This window comes from Gilliamella apicola (assembly GCF_003202655.1).
Taxonomy (GTDB): Bacteria; Pseudomonadota; Gammaproteobacteria; order Enterobacterales; family Orbaceae; genus Gilliamella; species Gilliamella apicola_R.
Genome location: NZ_QGLR01000012.1, coordinates 207,672 through 225,148 on the forward strand (window position 1 = coordinate 207,672; position 17,477 = coordinate 225,148).

Below are 17,477 nucleotides of genomic sequence, written 5' to 3' on the forward strand. Positions count from 1 at the left end.
TATTTAACTAACTAACCCCTTCGAGTTGTTATACTAAATGTTGACAATCGAAAACAGTGTTGGGAAGAACACTGTTGTAACGTGGGTGGCAATATTATACAGAAATAATACAAAAGCGCTAGGATTTATAATAAAAAAAGCATAGCGATAAAAAACAGTAACTGCTACACTTTTACCTAACATTCACTAATACGATAAAGATTGATGGAAAACTTAATTCAACTTACTGAGAAAGATTATATAAGTAAAGGGTTACACCGCAAATGCTATCATCATCCCGATGATCCTAATAAATGTATCAAGGTTAATTATAATGATGGCGCAGAAGAAGAGACCAACCGTGAAATTGCTTATTATAAACATCTTATAAACCGCAACATCTCATGGGATGTATTAGCCCAATATTATGGCCCGGTAACCACTAATTTTGGCCAAGGCCATGTTTTTGAGCTTATTCGAGATTATGATGGAAAAATTTCTACCCCATTAGAAAAATACCTTTGCGATGAAAAGCTAACCAAACAATATTATGCAGCGTTAGTTGTATCACTTAAAGCATTAAAAACAGCATTACTAAAAGATCGCATTATTACGATGACAATCAAAAGTAAAAATATTCTATTTCAGCACCTATCAGCTGAAGAAAATCGCTTAATTATTATTGATAACATTGGTAATTCAACCTTTATTCCTATCGCTAATTATGTGGGATTTTTTGCCAAAGCCAAAATTGAACGCACATGGCAACGATTTTTATCATCACTTATTCGAGAAAATCAGCGTAACCCACTAATTACTAAGTTAATTGATGAAGTGAATCATTAAGTCTGACTTCGGCAATAGTACCCATTCTATGGTCTTGCCGATTTCTTAACGTAAATTGCCCATGATGTAATTTAGTTATACGGTTAACAATACTTAATCCTAACCCTATTCCATCATGTTTACGATCCATTCTGAAAAAAGCTTGGGTTAACTTCTCGGCTTTTGATTCATCAATCCCATGTCCTTCATCTTTGACCGCTAATATAATTTCTTCTGAATCTTTATAAAAACTGATAATAATTTTACTTTTATTCGGACTATATCGATTACTGTTTTCTACTAAATTACGAATTAATAGACGAATCAAGGTCGCATCACCATTAAAAGTAATATTATTACTCGCAATTTGCCAATCAATAGATTGTTGTTTTTGTTCGGTTAATTCAGTTAATTCATCATAAAGAGGGAGTTGAATATCATCATAAAAATTAATTTTTTGATAATGACCTAAGGTAAATTTTTGGCTTGCACGAGCTAACATTAACAGTTGTTCCACGGTACTAACTAAGCGATCTATACGTTCAATTAATTCATGACAATCTATGTTTTCTTTAGCTTCTAACAACTCTAAATGTAGACGAATCCCGGCTAATGGTGTTCGCATCTCATGGGCAACATCAGCTGTAAACAAACGTTCTTGGGAAAGCGTATTATTAAGCCTTTCAAACAAATTATTTAATACCGCAGTAATAGACTTAATTTCTCGCATATTACTAATTGGTTTTATCGATTTCAGATTATCTTCGGTTCTTTGATTAAGATCTTTTTCAAGTATTTCGAGTGGTTTAGTAATCCATTTAATTGCCTTATAAGCTAAAAATAGGGTCACCACCATCATGGAAAATGCAGAACAAAATAATGCGAAAATTGCTTCTAACTCTTCATGCTCAACCACTTCTGCAATTTTATTTTTACTCAAGGTTAAATTAACTAAAACGTCAATTTGCTCTTTACTTTCATGCCATAACCAAAAAACCGTAATGATTTGGCAAATTAACATAATTGCACCCAATGTAAAAAATAGATTCCAACGAATACTATGACGGATGTTATTCAAAGACTTTTCAATCATAAATTTGCCATTTATTAAGTTAAAAAAGAACTAACTATTGATATTGAGTTGATAACCATATCCACGTACGGTTTTAATTAAATCTTTACCAATTTTATTTCGCAGCGCATGAATATAAACTTCAAGCACATTTGAATTGGGATCACTTTGCCAATCATAGAGGTCATTTTGCAATAAGCTTCGGTGCACTTTTTCACCGGCTTTTAACATTAGTCGAGATAATAAAATAAACTCTTTAGGCGTTAAAACCACCTCTTGATTATTTAAAGTGACTTTTTGCTGTTTTATATCCATTGAAATAGGACCATAATTAACCACATTATCAGCTGTTCCTTGATTTCGACGAATCAACGCCCTTATTCTGGCTAACAATTCGGTTAAAGCAAACGGTTTAATTAAATAATCATCAGCCCCAAGGTCTAAACCTTCCACTCTATCTTCAATTGTGTCGCGAGCAGTTAAGATAAGAACAGGAATATCGATATTTTTTTTACGCCATCGGCTGAGTAACGTTAAACCATCACAATCTGGCAGTCCTAAATCCAACACAATTAAACTAAACTGGGCAAACCCAACAAGCTCTTCAGCTTGCTTACCATTCGATGCAACTTCACAAACATAGCCATTAGAAGTTATCGCATCATATAGACCTTTTTGTAATAAACTATCATCTTCTACGATAAGAATTTTCATTATTATGTTACCTAATGTAGAATTGAAAAATGTTAAAATTAACATTAAGAACTATTATACGCTTTACAATTTATTCCCCGAGTTTATTAAAGAAATTGATATCATTTAAATATTTATAATGCAGCAATAACTATTTAAAACTATTTGAACGTATAATCCCTATTTTTTTGACTAAATAAACTGATATAAAACTTAACAACAGACCCACTAGCATATCCAGTGGCCAATGAACGCCTAGATAGATACGACTCCAACAAACTAGCAATGCCACGAGCGTACATAAATAAGCTAACGCCTTAAACTGCTTTTTATAATTTAGATAAATTGAAAAACAGATAGTCCAAACAAAAACCGCATGCTGACTAGGAAAAGAGCTGGTTTTATCGTGAGCTAAATAATTAGTACCAATATTTTGTACAAATGGTCGTGGTGAATAAAATAGATGTCGAATGATAAAGGTTAAGAAACACGCTAACGCTAACCCTAAAACCATCTTTATAATTAACTGTCTATATATAGGTTTAAATAAAAAGTATATTACCAATATACCGATAAGCGCTAAGATTAAATAATTAGCACAAAAAATAGCAAAAAGAATAAATAATTTAGAAGCTTTTTCCTGAGCATTAATTAATAAAAAAAGATGAGTGTTCATATCAAGCAACATACAACGACCTATATAACAATATTTAGTTGTAATTTAACTAATAAAGCTTAAAAGAACCTTAATAATAACTTTAAGCTTTATATAGCTGATATTTATTCATAAAACCATATTAAGGTATTGGTTTACTTTCTTCGAGTCAATAAATGAAGCCTCGGTAACACCGATACACTAAAATCAAGTGCAGCACAAATAATAAAATAGACAATAATAACAAACAGAAATATTTCAGTTGGGTAAACCATACTTCGATTATTAATTTGAGTAGCAATAAAAGTAAACTCGGCAACACCAACTATATAGGCTAAAGAGGTATCTTTAATTAATGATACCCATTGATTAACAAATGATGGTAGCATCATTTTTAACGCTTGTGGCAAAATAATAAAAAAGATGACCTGTTTTTTATTTAAACCTAATGAAAAAGCTGCTTGCCATTGTTCTTTGGCAATAGCAACCATTCCCGCATGCACAGAGTGTCCAATATAGGCCCCGCCAATCAAAGATAAAGCAAAAATAACTGTGGCAATGGCCGGCACATCAACATTTAATAGCACGGGCAATAAAAAATAAGTCCAAAATATCAGCATAATGACAGGGATAGCTCTTAAAAAGCCCAATACCACAACTAAAAGTTGATGTAAAAAACCTCGCCAAACAGTCAAACCGATACCCGCGAAAATTCCTAAAATAGTCGAAAAGATAATGGCCGCAAAGCTCATCAACAATGTCAAAATAATGCCGCCAGGGAAGTTGCCCCACAATAGGTAATCTAAATTATTCCAAATAACTTCAAAACCTTTAAAATCCATAATGCATTAGACCTTGTTTAATCGCTTTGCTTGATAAATATTGCCAAAGGTACCCACCATAACGATAGCTAAAATATATAAAAATGTTGCTATCGCAAAATCCTGAAATGTTTTTAACGACTCGGTTTCAACTTGGCGTGAAACATAAGATAGCTCCAATACGCCAATTGCCATTGTTAGGGAGGAATTTTTGATAATATTCATATATTGACCAATTAGCGGAGGGAATGCGATACGAATGCTTTGCGGTAAAATAATCAATCGCATACTTTGCCAACGAGTAAGTCCTAAAGCTAATGATGCTTGTTCTTGTCCGTTACTTACGCCCAAAATTCCTGCACGAAATTCTTCAGCTATAAAAGCACTCGAGTAAAACGTTAAGCCAATTAATCCAATAATAAACTCAAAAGAAGGCATTTTTAGTGTGAAAAACAGCAGTTGGATTTGTGGTTCATCAAATAACCATATTTTAAATTCCACCGGTAATAAATTGCCGACACCAAAATACCAAAAGAAAAGTTGCGGTAATAATGGAGAATAACGAAATATGGCGTTATAACCAATGACAACACCTTTGATAATTTTGATATGACTTTGTTGAGCAATAACCAGCAAAAATCCCAATATTGTAGATAAAATGATGGTTAAAACTGAAATTGCAAGGGTAACTAAAAAACCATCCCACAACCACCACCAATAACGTGGCGCTAGTAATTGCTCAAACATGCTTTATTGACCTTTACCAATTTTGAAATCACCACGAGGCATAGCTGAATTAGTATCTGGTCCAAACCAACGGTTATAAATAGTTAAGGCTTCACCATCATTTTCTAGTTTTAATAATATTTGGTTAACTTTCTCTTGCAAACGAGTTTCCCCTTTTGGAATACCAACAGCTTGATATTCTTGAGTGATACTAAATGGTGAAATTTCAAAAGCAGCTCGTTGTTCTTCAGGAAGATTAGCTAGCAAACCAATTAACTTTGCATCATCTTGAGTAATAGCTTGTACTACACCATTGCGTAGTGCGGCAAAAGCAAAAGGCGTGTCATCATAAGAGATCACTTTAGCGCTTGGGAACTTTTCACGTAACGTAATTTCCATTACTGTCCCTTTATCTGCTCCTATGCGAAGATTTTTAAGATCATCAGCAGTTTTTAATAACCCTTTTTTAGCTACAAACTTCTGACCGGTAGCAAAATAAGGTAAACTAAAATCAACTGTTTTAGCTCGTTCGTCAGTAACTGTAAAGTTTGCCACAATTAAATCCGCTTTTTGTGAAGTCAGTAAAGGAATGCGATTAGCTGGATTAGTAGGAACCAGTTCGACTTTTACCTTTAATGCTTTGGCAATTTCATTGGCATAATCAACATCAAGACCGGCAATTTTATTGGTTTTTTCATCAATAAAGCCAAACGGAGGATTACTATCAAAAACAGCAATCTTAATCTCCCCCCGTTTTTCAATATCATCCAAACGATCTGCATAAGCAGAATTAACATTCAATAGTGTACCGATCAAAGCAACAGCTGTTAACGATTTAGTTAGAAATTTCATGACACATCCTCAATAAGGTAATTTGGTGTTTACATAAAAAGTCTACCAATAAACACTCTTAGTGCTAAATAACAAAAATTTACATCCATATAACTATTGGTTATATGTGGTTATCAGCCTGAAAATTAATTGAGTTAAGAGGATAGATAGTGAGATAATTTAACCGAGACTTTACAAAATTGTTATAAAAATAGCCATATAAGTCTACTGTAAAGTCAAATAATGCGTTTACAATAAACTTAAATAGGAATTAACTTAATCTTTATGAAATTACAATTAGATAATTTCTACAGGAACTTTGAATACTGCTTTTCGAACTTTTTTAGGCGTATCAACCATACATAATGCTTGATGTGGTTCTCCTGGATAAAAAGTAGCAAAATCCCCCTCTTTTAGATGAATAGAATTAGTTAACAAAGGCTGTTCTAGAATAAAAAGATCTGGTTTTTTCTCAAAATATGAATCAGAACTACAATCATTTAATCCATAACGGATAATTTCTTCACCGTTTAAAATTAGTTGAATATCTAAATATTTTTTGTGAAATTCAGTATGTCTATCTTGAATTGGTGAAGTAATTGAATCACCTATATTATAAAACCATTTTTCACCCTCTAGCTGATAACGACCATCTGCTAAACTTTTTAAATAATTTAGGCTTGTTTCTGGCTGAGACAAAATATCATATAACGACTTTGGTAGTGTTGCTAATTTCAAAAAATTCATATTCCCTGCAATCATCATTACGCTCCATTACATTGTTTAAAATAATATTTAATCCAATATTGCCCATCAAAATTGATGGGCTTGATTAAATTATTTACCTGTTTTTACCCAATTTTCATCAACAACGACATATTTAATCGCCATGCGGAAATAGGTATAAGCGATATGGAGTTTGCCATCTAAACCTTGTTTAATACTAGGATAAGAAAACTCTCTATTCAATTTATCTTTAGAATTATTCGACATACAGTAACCATCGCCTTCATCTAAATTACGAATAAAAGACCATGTGTTCCCATTATCAGTTGAAATAGCTAAAGACATCGGCGCTCTTGGTGCTCCCCAAAAAGCATTTTTTTGTCCTTGAATGATAGCGGCTTCTTTTTTATTGGCGCTGCTACTATCTTCAATTTCATCATATAACGATACTCGTCTCTCTTTTGCATCCTTCGCACTTGAATTATTGAAAACTAGCGCGATATGACCATTATTCAATACGGTTGCTTGAATAGACGAATTGTTATTAGGTAATTTTGTAGGAGTTGGCTTTGTCCAGGTATATCCGCCATCATTAGATCGACTTTCATAAATATGATCAGCCCAACGACTACGGAAAAGAGCATATAAACTATTATCCTGTAACATCATAATATTCATATGAACACAACCAAGACTGTCTGGAATATCAACATTAGTCCAAGTGTTACCTTTATCCTTTGATATCATTACACCACTCGTATCATAGCTACCAACCCATTTTTCACCAGGTTTAGCAATACAATAAAATACGGGTAATAACCAATCACCATTTGGCATAACTGTTATAGGTTGCCTTATAAAAATGCCTTTATCTGGGTCTTCAAGAAGCGTATTTATTGGTCCCCACGTTTCACCGAAATCATTTGATTTACGATAACGAACGATTGCCGTATCTTGATTACCTGCAACTTGAGCTGTATATAAAAGCCATAACACATTGTCTGGATCCAAAAAGAATAATGGATTTTGTTCAGAACGCGTGGAATCATCAGATAGTTTTATTGCTTTGCTCCAGGTATCTGAACCTTTCTTCAACCTTGAATAATAAGCCGAAATATCGGCAATTCCTTCTTGTGTACCACCAAACCACGTACAAAGTAGATCACCATTTGGTAATGGTAATAAATTTGCAGCATGATTTTGTACACATTCAGTTGGTAAATAAGCATCAATGCGTAATGGATCAGAACTATTTGTGGTCAATTTTCCGTTACAGTCCAATGTAATTTTCGTCATTCATTTATCTCCCTATTAAGCATCAGTTTTTTGGTTAGATTTTACAAAAGGACTGATTAATATTTTATCTAATAACATGATGATTGCTGGCGAAAGTAATGCTACATACATATTATTAATACCTAACGGATCTCCACAATAGAACCACGTTGAAGTGATAACCGCTGCACCAATTAAAGCCATATTAGCTGCTCTAGTACTATTTAAAAATGGTAGATAAAACGCGATCATTGCAACGATAGTAATTGATAAACGAATAGCCCGAGTAAAGAACGATAGTTTTAAAACCTCTGGAAACGCTAGTACTAACAGTAATGGGGCAAATCCAACAATAACTGAAATGATTTTGGTTGCTTTAAATTCTTTATCTTGTGTTGGTTTAAAGTATGGAACATAAAAATCTTTCACAATTAATGATGCAATTGCTAAAGCAACTGTACTTACACTAATGAAGATAGAAGCAACTAATGATGTGGTAATAATACCAGCCATGAAAGGATTCATATCTTGAATGAATACTGGCAATGCATATAAACTTTTGATTTCAGGATGCAAAAATTTTGCACATACACCAATTACCGCAATAGCGATCGCAATAGGAAGACAGAAAAAGAATGCATACCAACATGCGCGTTTAGCCGATTTAGCATCTTTAGTTGAAGAAATCGCTTGAATAACAAACTGTGTACAAAATATTGAACCAATTGTTCCAATCAACCAAGCAAAAATAGTGCTTGCGCCAATTGTTCCATCCCATGTCCAATAATGTGGTGGCATTTGTTCAATCATTGGTCCGAAACCGCCAGTAAGATATAGCGCCGTACCCAGTATAAATAACACACCAAAATATTTAACACCACTATGTATTATGGTGACATAAGCAACACCCTTTAGGCCACCAAATGCGAAGTAGAAAGTACTAACTACTGCGGTAATAAAAGCTGCAACTGGTAATGAAATCTGTAAAACTGTTGAAATTGCAGCAGCACCACTAATATAGTTACCGACATTAACAAGAATTAAGGCATAGATCATAATGATCGATATTAAATTTTTAGTCGAATTACCATATTTTTGGGCAATAGCAGCTGAAATGGTAATTTCACCAGTATTGTAGATTTTTTTTACTAACAATAATCCAAACAGTGGGAAACCAATAGCCGCGCCAATGACTGACCATGATGCGGCAATCCCATTATCAAATGCAGATTGTGCGGTACCAATTGTTGATTTTGCGCCAATGTACTCAGTCATTAATAATATTCCAACGACTATTGCAGGTACAGTTCTGGAGCCTTCCATGAAATCGCTATTATTTTTACTTCTTAAAAAATAAGTCATCCATGATGTAGCTAATATGTAAAGGACGACAATACTAACTATTATTATTGTGTCCATTGTTCCAAAGTAATGCATATATCACCTTTATTTCTCTTATAATTACATGTTAAATAGTTGTTATAATTGCTTAACAATAGCCTTGATGGTGGTTATGTGATCATCAGTAAACGTTATTGGATAACGACTTACCCCAACCTCTTCCCCCATCAGAGTTAATGCTTTTTTAACAGCCGCAGGTGAGAACACTGTTGCGTATAAATTTTTCCTTAAATCACCCACAGCGTCTTGAGCTGCTTTAGATTTTTCCAGATCACCCGTTTTAAAATTTTTCCAAATTGCATTGATATATCCCGGTGCAACATTAGCCAACCCTGAAATTGATCCAACTGCTCCACCTACAAAACCTTGATATATCAATGAGTCAGGTCCAGTTAATACATCAAATCCATCTAGGTTTTTTGCTACGTCAAGAAAGGCTTGCAAACTTTCAGCACTTCCTGCACTATCTTTTATTCCTGCGATATTAGGATGCTCAGCAAGTTTTGCGGCGGTTTCAGGTAAAATAGTGTTACCTGTTCTGGCTGGAATGTTATAAAGATATACAGGGACAGTGAGAGCATCGGCAATGGTAGAATAGTGGTAGATTAGCTCTTCTTGTTTTAATGGGATGAAATATGGTGCAATTACTGATACTGCATCGACACCTAATTTTGCTATTTCTTTGCCTAGTTTTATTGTTTCTCGTGTTGAGATTTCACCAATGTGAGCCATTACCGGCGAGCGTCCTGCAACCTCATCGACACAAACTTCTGTAACTTGTATCTTTTCTTGCTGAGTTAATACAAAAAATTCACCATTAGTACCATTACAAAAAACACTATTGCCATTAGATAATTGCCGTTGAACTTGTTTGCGCATTCGTTTAGGGCAAAAATCACCATTATCATCAAAAGTTGTAACAATGGCGGTTAAGATTCCCTCTACTTTTTTGCTCATAATTTTTACTCCAGAAGTAGGATTGTTTATAAAAGTGATTGATAAATAGTTAGAACATCATCTTTGGTCACTTGTTTAGGAACGTTATTCATGAGGCGTTTTACGTCTAAAGCAGAATCAACAAGATAAGGTAAATGTTCTGGTGAGATATTCAGTTCCTGTAACTTAGAAGGTAGCGCTAAACGTTTCACTAACTCTCTAAAATAATTGACTAGTGCGTGAGATTTTTCTTCGTCTGTTAAACTTAAATTGGCATCAGGCAATAAGTCATAAGCTTGAGCAAATTTGTCAACAACCGCATCACGAACAAATTCCATACATGGAACAAGTAAAATGGCATTCGCTACACCATGAGGTATGTGATATTTACCACCAAGTGGATATGACATTGCATGAACTAAATGTGTTCCAGCATGAGCAATTGCAGCGCCACCATAGTATGAAGCCCAAAGCATATTCAATTTTGCTTCAATATCCGTTTGGTCATTGACTGACTTTTCTAAGGAATGAAATAATTTATCCATACCAATCAAAGCGTAATTATCGCCAACAGGATTAGCGATATTGGCTGTAAAACATTCGATTAAGTGGCACAGGGCGTCAACTCCGGTTGATGCAGCGATATGCTTCGGCATAGAAATAGTTAATTCAGGAATCAAACAGACATAATCAGGCAGCATAACCGGTGAAATAATGCCTTGTTTGGTGGATTTTTCCGGAATAGCTAAAATCGCATTTGGCGTAGCTTCAGAACCGGTTCCCGCTGTAGTAGGAATAAGAATCGATGTACATCTTTTAGATGGTTTTTCACCCGCTAATAATTTTTCAAGGGTGAGTTGATTGTCCTTGGCACACAATACTGAAATTAATTTAGCAACATCAAGAACGCTACCACCGCCAACTCCAACAACTAAATCGACGTCAGTTATTTTCATTCGATTTAATAAATTGGTAACATCATGATGACTAGGCTCTGGCGGGATATCATCAATAAGTGTTAAATGCGCAACGGTATCTTCAAGGGTCTTTATTAATTTGCTGACAATCGGCAAATTAATAATATTCTTATCGGTAAGAAAAACTACATGATTTCTTTGAGTAAATAAAAAATTAAGATCATTTAGTACACCTTGTCCACTTAAAACAGTACTGTTAATGTGCATAATTTGCTCCAATAATTTGCAATAAAATGAGTATTAAAAATCATATTGACTTAATTTAATCATTTAATGTTATTTTATGTTGGCAAAACGATCAATTTCTAGATTACAAAACTATGATCTAGATCACATTATGATTAAAATGATTTAATTTAATCACTTTGGGTTGTTTTTTTCGGAAAATAATCTGTATAATCGCAAAAATAGTTTTTTTTGAGCAAAAATAATCAATGATAAAATTAATAATTGCTGATGATTTCACTGGTTCTAACGATGCTGGAGTGCAACTTGTTAACAAAGGATTTACTGTAGATGTAGTTTTTGATTGGAAGTCTAATCAATTATTAAATACAAATGATGGTGATGATAAAGTTGTTGTTATTAATACGGAAAGTAGAGCAATTTCGCGACACGAGGCACAAGATAGAATAAAACAGGTCATCTTAAATAATGTACATTTATCGCCTATTTATAAAAAAATAGATTCCACGATGAGGGGGAATATCGGTTGTGAAATAGAAACACTATTAGCCACTACTCAGGTTAAATTTGCCTTAGTTATACCCGCTTTTCCCAACATGAACCGCATAACTAAACATGGGAAATGTTATGTTGACGGTAAAGAGTTAATTCATACTGAATTTGCAACTGACCCTAAAACACCTATCTGTTCATCGAATATTAAAACGATTATAGAACAACAAACTGATTATCCATGTGAAGAGATCAATCTAAATGAAGTAAGAACGCATCAACTAGAAGAACGTATTGAAGACTTTGTAACTCGAGGAACAAAAATCATCATTATCGATGCTGAAACAAATCATGATTTAAAAACCATAATTGAACAAATTCAGGCATTTGAAGATAACATTTTGTTAGTTGGCTCGGCTGGATTGGTTGATTTCCTTTCACCAACAATGACCGATAACGCAGCAAAAACGGAACATACCAGTTCACAACCGATGTTAGTTATTGCTGGATCAATGAGCGAAATTACCCAACAACAGATAAATTATACCATTCAACATGATAATAAATGGAAGGTCATTGATCTAAAAATTCAAGATCTATTACCAGAACTATCAGCAAATACATTGGAAAGATATAGGAATAAAATTCAAGAAATACTTGATGATAATCAACATTGTATTATTAGAACCAGTACAGATAAACAAGAACGAGAAAAAATCGATTCATATTGTCAACAATATCAATTATCAAGAACCGAACTAGGTGAAAAAATTTGTAATGAATTAGCAAGATTGGTTAAGCATTTGAAGTTCGATAATTTATTTTTAACCGGTGGTGATGTGGCAATTTCAGTTGCTAAATCGTTAGGTGCAATAGGTTTTAGAATTGAAGGGCAAGTTTGCGATGGTGTCCCTTACGGTAAATTATTAAGCACCCAAAATTTAAATTATCGAGTATTTACCAAGGCTGGCGGGTTTGGAAAAAAGGATATTTTTTTAAAATCATTAAGATTTATTTAAGGAGATAAATTGTGTCAAAAATCGTAGCGATAACTATGGGTGATCCAGCTGGAATTGGACCAGAAATTATTGTCAAAGCATTACAATCAGATATTTTAAAAAACATAAAATCTGTAGTAATTGGTTCGGCAGATTTATTAAAAAAACAGTTAACAATGGGACTATTTAATAATGTTAGTTTCAATATAATTAACAACATGAGTGATGCTGATTTTTCAGAAAATGTCATCAATATTATAGATGTAAAGTTAGCCGATATTGATGCATTGCAACCTGGCAAAATTCAACCTCAAGCGGGTGATCTGGCCTATCGTTGTGTCAAAAAAGCTACCGAATTAGCACTTGCTGGAGAAGTAACTGCAATTGCAACAGCGCCTCTTAACAAAGAAGCGTTACATTCGGCTGGACATATGTATCCTGGACACACTGAACTATTAGCTAAATTGACTAATAGCAAAGATGTTGCTATGGTACTTTATACTGATTCACTAAAAGTGATTCATGTTACTACTCACGTTTCACTACGAAACTTTTTAGATAAATTAAGTAGTGATAGAATTGAAAAAGTAATTAAAATAGCTGATGATTTTCTTAAAAAAGTTGGAATATCTGCCCCTAAAATTGCAGTAGCAGGCGTTAATCCACATGCCGGAGAACATGGATTATTTGGTGATGAGGAAATCAAATTCGTTACCCCAGCTATTGAAAAAATGCAGAGTTGTGGTATTGATGCTATTGGACCGTGTGCACCTGATACCGTTTTTTTACAGGCTCATCAAGGTAAATTTGATATTGTTGTTGCGATGTACCATGACCAAGGTCATATACCGCTTAAACTATTAGGTTTTTATGATGGTGTAAATATTGCTGCTGGTCTGCCATTTATAAGAACATCTGCTGACCATGGAACTGCATTCGATATTGCATGGCAAGGTATTGCAAAAGCCGATAGTATGATAGAATCAATTCGATTAGCGGAACTGTTATCTAAGTAAAAATACAAAGGGGGAACTTTCAGTGGGAAAATATAATCGACTAGATCAAATCATGGACTATTTAAAGCTTCATAATTTAGTAACAGTCGAAGAGTTAGTCATCGCTACTGAAGCCTCTCCTGCTACAATTCGCCGAGATTTAATCAAATTAGATCAACATGGCGTTATTAGTCGAACCCATGGTGGCGTAACACTAAACCGCTTTATTCCTAATCAGCCAACGACTTCTGAAAAAATTCATAAAAATTTTAATGAAAAACAATTAATTGCTGATGTAGCAGCCAAGCTAATTAAACCTGGTGACTCAATCGCTCTTGATGCAGGAACGACAACTTTAGAAATAGCCAAAAGAATTACTCAGATGCCTGTTAGGGTGATTACTTCTGACTTACATATTGCGCTATTTTTATCCGAATTCAAACAAATTGAAGTCACCATTATTGGTGGAAAAATTGATGACAGTAGCCAATCCTGTATCGGTGAACATGGTCGCTCCCTGTTATTGCAAATTAATCCTGATATTTCATTTATTAGTTGTAACTCTTGGAGTTTAAGTAAGGGAGTAACCGCACCAACTGAAGATAAAGCGTTAATCAAAGCTGGTTTTGCTGAGAAGGCTGATAAAGTCGTTCTGGTTGCTGATAGTAGTAAATATAACTCTTACTCTTTATTTACCTCTATTCCACTAAACCGTTTTACCGACATTATTACCGATAATCATTTGGACACAGAAACATTACAAGTTCTTCAAAATCAGATATTTAAATTGCATATTGCCAGTTAATCTATGCCACAAATAAGCTAAAAAATCTATTTATCGGTAATATCAAGGTTATTAACCAATTAACCAGCTGTTTCAGTATATTATGCTTCAACCTCAATATGGTTAGTTTTATCAAACTCCTCTGCTTGAGTCACTGAAACGTAAGTAGCACTTTTAACATTGATAACAATTGTTCCAACTTAATAAGGAGATCTAATTAATACAAAAAAATTCAACGCATGATTGCTGTCGTTTACAAATGTAATTAAAGATAATTTGAATTCTGATTTGCAAAGTTGAATTTCTAAGTAAAATAACCTTTTTAAAATAATTTAAAGGCTAATACTAATTGCTGTCTCATCAGGTTCAGCATCTATAAAATTAAGTAATGATTTTGGAAACTTTTATTTGAGAATTGCTAACTAAACAACCAATAACCACGAAAATTAATAGAAATTTATTAATCACCAAAAGTAATTTCGTGACGTGTTCCTAGCACTTTTTGTCTAGTTCAATTGTTATTCGGAAAACCAATTATACTTTTTACTCTACCATTTTATCTATATCCATGGTATTTAACCAAGATTGTATAAAAGACCAATAGCTTACTCAATGATGATATACAATATAATTTTTGGGGTGGGTTAATTATAAATTATCTAATTTTCAATCAATAAATATTAGCAATAATATACAGACTTTCAGGAAATTAAACTGCATGGAATCAGGTTTCCGGCAATATCTTGATCAATCGGACATAAACGTTAATCGAAAAATTTGCCCGCTTTCATCCACTAATAGTAAACGATGAACGCCTTTTTTGGTGATAGTTAAAGCAATTTTTTCATTATCTTGGGAATTAGCGACTAAATCACCATCCAAAAACCACCATTTTTCGCCATAGCCACCTTCAGGAGTTAAACCTATAGTGACTTGTTTAGCTCCCGGTAATGCTCTAACTAGTTGTCTATCGCGCAAGCCAACAATATTAAGTGAGGCAAAAACATCTTGCCCCATTACCGGACAACTTTTATCAATTGGCGGTAAAATATTATGTCTTTTCTCTTTGGTTAATAACCAATTTTCTAACGAAACTGGCCACAGTGCGAGTTGTTTTTTTTGTGCGCCCGGGCAATCAGCAGCAACACGTTCGCCTCGTTCATTAACCCAAATAGTTATCGAACCAGAACGATAAATATTATTTTTTAATTCACTATAGGTGCTGAGTGTTGGTGGTACCATATTATTTAAAACCCATGCCGTTTTTTGTCGATGACAATTTATATCCGATTCGGCAAGTGGTTGCCCTAAAGGCCAACAAATTTTCATAGAAGATACTGATTCTGGTTTTTCATAATTAACAAATGGTCGATTTAGACGATTTTCCCGGTTTAATAACATTGAATTAATATGTTGTAAAAGTGGCATGGCAGACATTGAGCCATATTGTCCCACAACGGGAGTTCCATCCGGGCGCCCTACCCAAACACCAATTAAATATCTTGGATTTATACCCACCGCCCAAGCATCACGATACCCATAACTGGTTCCGGTTTTATATGCTAATAAATTACTATTAGCCAGCATTTGTTTGGTTATCCAAGCACTTCCATCGGAAATTAGTGGTTTATTAATTAATGGCTCTTTTGCGGTAAACCGTAAAGGGCTCACTTCACCATGTCTTGCAAATGCACTATACGCACTAACAAGATTATCCAACCTTAATGAAGCACCACCTAAGATGTAAGCGATATTAGGTTCATTTGCTATTGAAGATAAAGGTAAACCAACAGCAGCCAGTTTGCCGGTAAATCGTCTTGGTCCATATAACTCAATTAATTGCACCGCAGGTAAATTTAATGATTTGCTTAATGCATCAGATGCGCTAACCGGACCATTAAAACCTTCATCAAAATTTGTTGGGCGATAGTCGGTTGTAATACGTGGGACATCTTGTAATAACGATTCAGAATGAATCATACCTTCATCAATAGCAAAAGCATAAATAAAAGGTTTTAATGTCGAGCCGGGGGAGCGTAGTGCACTAATCATATCGATTTGGCCAAAGCGTTCGTTATCATTAAAATCAGCCGAACCGACATAACCTTTAACGGTCATATCCGTGTGATCCACCACCAAAATAGCCAATGAGGTTTTAGGTGGTAACTGTTTTGCCCGATTAATGGCTAAATCTTCTAAATTATATTGAATGCCAACATCGATCGTCGAGTGAATAATATCCTCATCAGGGTATTTACGTTTTAAACGGTAAGCCAGTAACGGAGCTAATTGTGGTGCTTTTCTTGGATAGACCCAAACTTCATCACGGCGAACTGTTTCTATTAAGTCTTTTGACCACACTTCATATTCAGCTAATCTATCTAGTACTTTGTCTCGGGCTTGCTTAGCTCTTTCAGGAAATCGATCGGGTCTTAATCGGCTCGGTGCTTGAGGCAACACGGCTAATAATACAGCCTCACTTCTGGTCAACTCTTTGGGTTGTTTACCAAAATAGGACCAACTTGCCGCCCCAATACCTTCGATGGTACCGCCATAAGGCGCATGATTGATATATAAAGTTAGGATCTCTTTTTTACTATAATGTAATTCAAGTTGAAAGGTTCGGAAAATTTGTTTTAACTTACCGGTCAGGGTTCGATCGTGTGGATATAAAAGTCTCGCCACTTGCATGGAGATAGTACTACCACCAGAGACGATTCTATCATTGGTTATATTTTGCCAAGCTGCACGAAATAGAGAAAGCGGATTAATACCGAGATGATCATAAAAATAGCGATCTTCATAATTCAATAAAACTTCGAGATAATAGTCAGGAACTTCATCGAGACTGACTGAATATCGCCAAACTCCATTTTCATCAGCAAATCGCCATAATGGCGTTTCATCTTCGGCGACAACCGTTTGAGTCGTTTTATTTTGTGAAATAGATAATGGAAAAAAATAGTCAGCAATAAAAAAACTGCCCACCATTAAAACTAATAATATCAATAAAAATTTGAGTAGTTTATAAAAGCATTTTTTCATTATCGTTGTTAAATTACTCAGCTAAATGTATTTAGAAATAAAAATTCCGCCAAATAGATT

16 protein-coding genes are annotated in these 17,477 nt (G+C 34.3%); 4 read left to right on the plus strand and 12 right to left on the minus strand.

Features of this window, described 5'->3' with window-relative positions:
• Positions 1-204 precede the first annotated feature (204 nt).
• Positions 205-825 carry a YrbL family protein gene (locus DKK70_RS10800; RefSeq protein ID WP_110433999.1) on the plus strand — a complete coding sequence of 207 codons (621 nt, stop codon included), beginning with the start codon at positions 205-207 and terminating at the stop codon, positions 823-825.
• On the opposite strand, the gene pmrB is transcribed toward DKK70_RS10800, so the two are convergent.
• The 11 genes from pmrB to DKK70_RS10855 form a co-directional block, all read right to left on the minus strand.
• Entirely contained in the window at positions 797-1,897 is a 1,101-nt protein-coding gene (gene pmrB / locus DKK70_RS10805) for a two-component system sensor histidine kinase PmrB (protein ID WP_110434000.1), read from the minus strand. The genes DKK70_RS10800 and pmrB overlap by 29 nt on opposite strands.
• 30 nt (positions 1,898-1,927) lie before the next feature.
• Positions 1,928-2,590 carry a two-component system response regulator PmrA gene (pmrA, locus tag DKK70_RS10810; protein WP_110434001.1) on the minus strand — a complete coding sequence of 221 codons (663 nt, stop codon included), beginning with the start codon at positions 2,588-2,590 and terminating at the stop codon, positions 1,928-1,930.
• 130 nt (positions 2,591-2,720) lie between these two features.
• The gene (locus DKK70_RS10815; protein ID WP_110434002.1) at positions 2,721-3,257 is read right to left on the minus strand and encodes a phosphatase PAP2 family protein; all 537 of its coding nucleotides are present in this window, start codon (positions 3,255-3,257) and stop codon (positions 2,721-2,723) included.
• A 122-nt stretch (positions 3,258-3,379) separates the two neighbouring features.
• A complete protein-coding gene (locus DKK70_RS10820) occupies positions 3,380-4,066 on the minus strand; it encodes an amino acid ABC transporter permease (protein WP_110434003.1) in 687 nt (228 codons plus the stop codon).
• A gap of 6 nt (positions 4,067-4,072) precedes the next feature.
• Positions 4,073-4,792, minus strand: coding sequence for an amino acid ABC transporter permease (locus DKK70_RS10825; RefSeq protein ID WP_110434004.1), 720 nt, complete (start codon positions 4,790-4,792; stop codon positions 4,073-4,075).
• A 3-nt stretch (positions 4,793-4,795) separates the two neighbouring features.
• Positions 4,796-5,623: an ABC transporter substrate-binding protein gene (locus DKK70_RS10830; protein ID WP_110434005.1), complete on the minus strand. Its 828-nt coding sequence runs from the start codon at positions 5,621-5,623 to the stop codon at positions 4,796-4,798.
• 276 nt (positions 5,624-5,899) lie between these two features.
• On the minus strand, positions 5,900-6,364 hold the full coding sequence (locus DKK70_RS10835; RefSeq protein WP_110434006.1) for a YhcH/YjgK/YiaL family protein: 465 nt from the start codon (positions 6,362-6,364) through the stop codon (positions 5,900-5,902).
• 75 nt (positions 6,365-6,439) lie between these two features.
• Positions 6,440-7,624: a sialidase family protein gene (locus tag DKK70_RS10840; RefSeq protein WP_110434007.1), complete on the minus strand. Its 1,185-nt coding sequence runs from the start codon at positions 7,622-7,624 to the stop codon at positions 6,440-6,442.
• Positions 7,625-7,639: 15 nt separating this feature from the next.
• Complete coding sequence (locus tag DKK70_RS10845) at positions 7,640-9,040, minus strand: sodium:solute symporter family protein (protein ID WP_110434008.1); 1,401 nt, start codon at positions 9,038-9,040, stop codon at positions 7,640-7,642.
• A gap of 42 nt (positions 9,041-9,082) precedes the next feature.
• Entirely contained in the window at positions 9,083-9,961 is an 879-nt protein-coding gene (locus DKK70_RS10850; protein ID WP_110434009.1) for a dihydrodipicolinate synthase family protein, read from the minus strand.
• A gap of 26 nt (positions 9,962-9,987) precedes the next feature.
• Positions 9,988-11,124 (minus strand): iron-containing alcohol dehydrogenase, encoded by a 1,137-nt coding sequence (locus tag DKK70_RS10855; protein ID WP_110434010.1) that lies wholly within the window; start codon positions 11,122-11,124, stop codon positions 9,988-9,990.
• 227 nt (positions 11,125-11,351) lie between these two features.
• Here DKK70_RS10855 and dtnK point away from each other — a divergent pair, with 227 nt between their 5' ends.
• From dtnK to DKK70_RS10870, 3 genes are read left to right on the plus strand one after another with little or no spacing between them, the layout of a single operon-like run.
• Entirely contained in the window at positions 11,352-12,614 is a 1,263-nt protein-coding gene (gene dtnK / locus DKK70_RS10860) for a D-threonate kinase (RefSeq protein WP_110434011.1), read from the plus strand.
• An 11-nt stretch (positions 12,615-12,625) separates the two neighbouring features.
• Positions 12,626-13,609, plus strand: a complete 984-nt coding sequence (gene pdxA / locus DKK70_RS10865) for a 4-hydroxythreonine-4-phosphate dehydrogenase PdxA (protein ID WP_110434012.1) — start codon at positions 12,626-12,628, stop codon at positions 13,607-13,609.
• A gap of 22 nt (positions 13,610-13,631) precedes the next feature.
• On the plus strand, positions 13,632-14,393 hold the full coding sequence (locus DKK70_RS10870; protein ID WP_181415990.1) for a DeoR/GlpR family DNA-binding transcription regulator: 762 nt from the start codon (positions 13,632-13,634) through the stop codon (positions 14,391-14,393).
• A gap of 726 nt (positions 14,394-15,119) precedes the next feature.
• Here DKK70_RS10870 and pbpC read toward each other — a convergent pair.
• Complete coding sequence (gene pbpC / locus DKK70_RS10875; protein WP_110434013.1) at positions 15,120-17,417, minus strand: penicillin-binding protein 1C; 2,298 nt, start codon at positions 17,415-17,417, stop codon at positions 15,120-15,122.
• Positions 17,418-17,477: the final 60 nt, after the last annotated feature.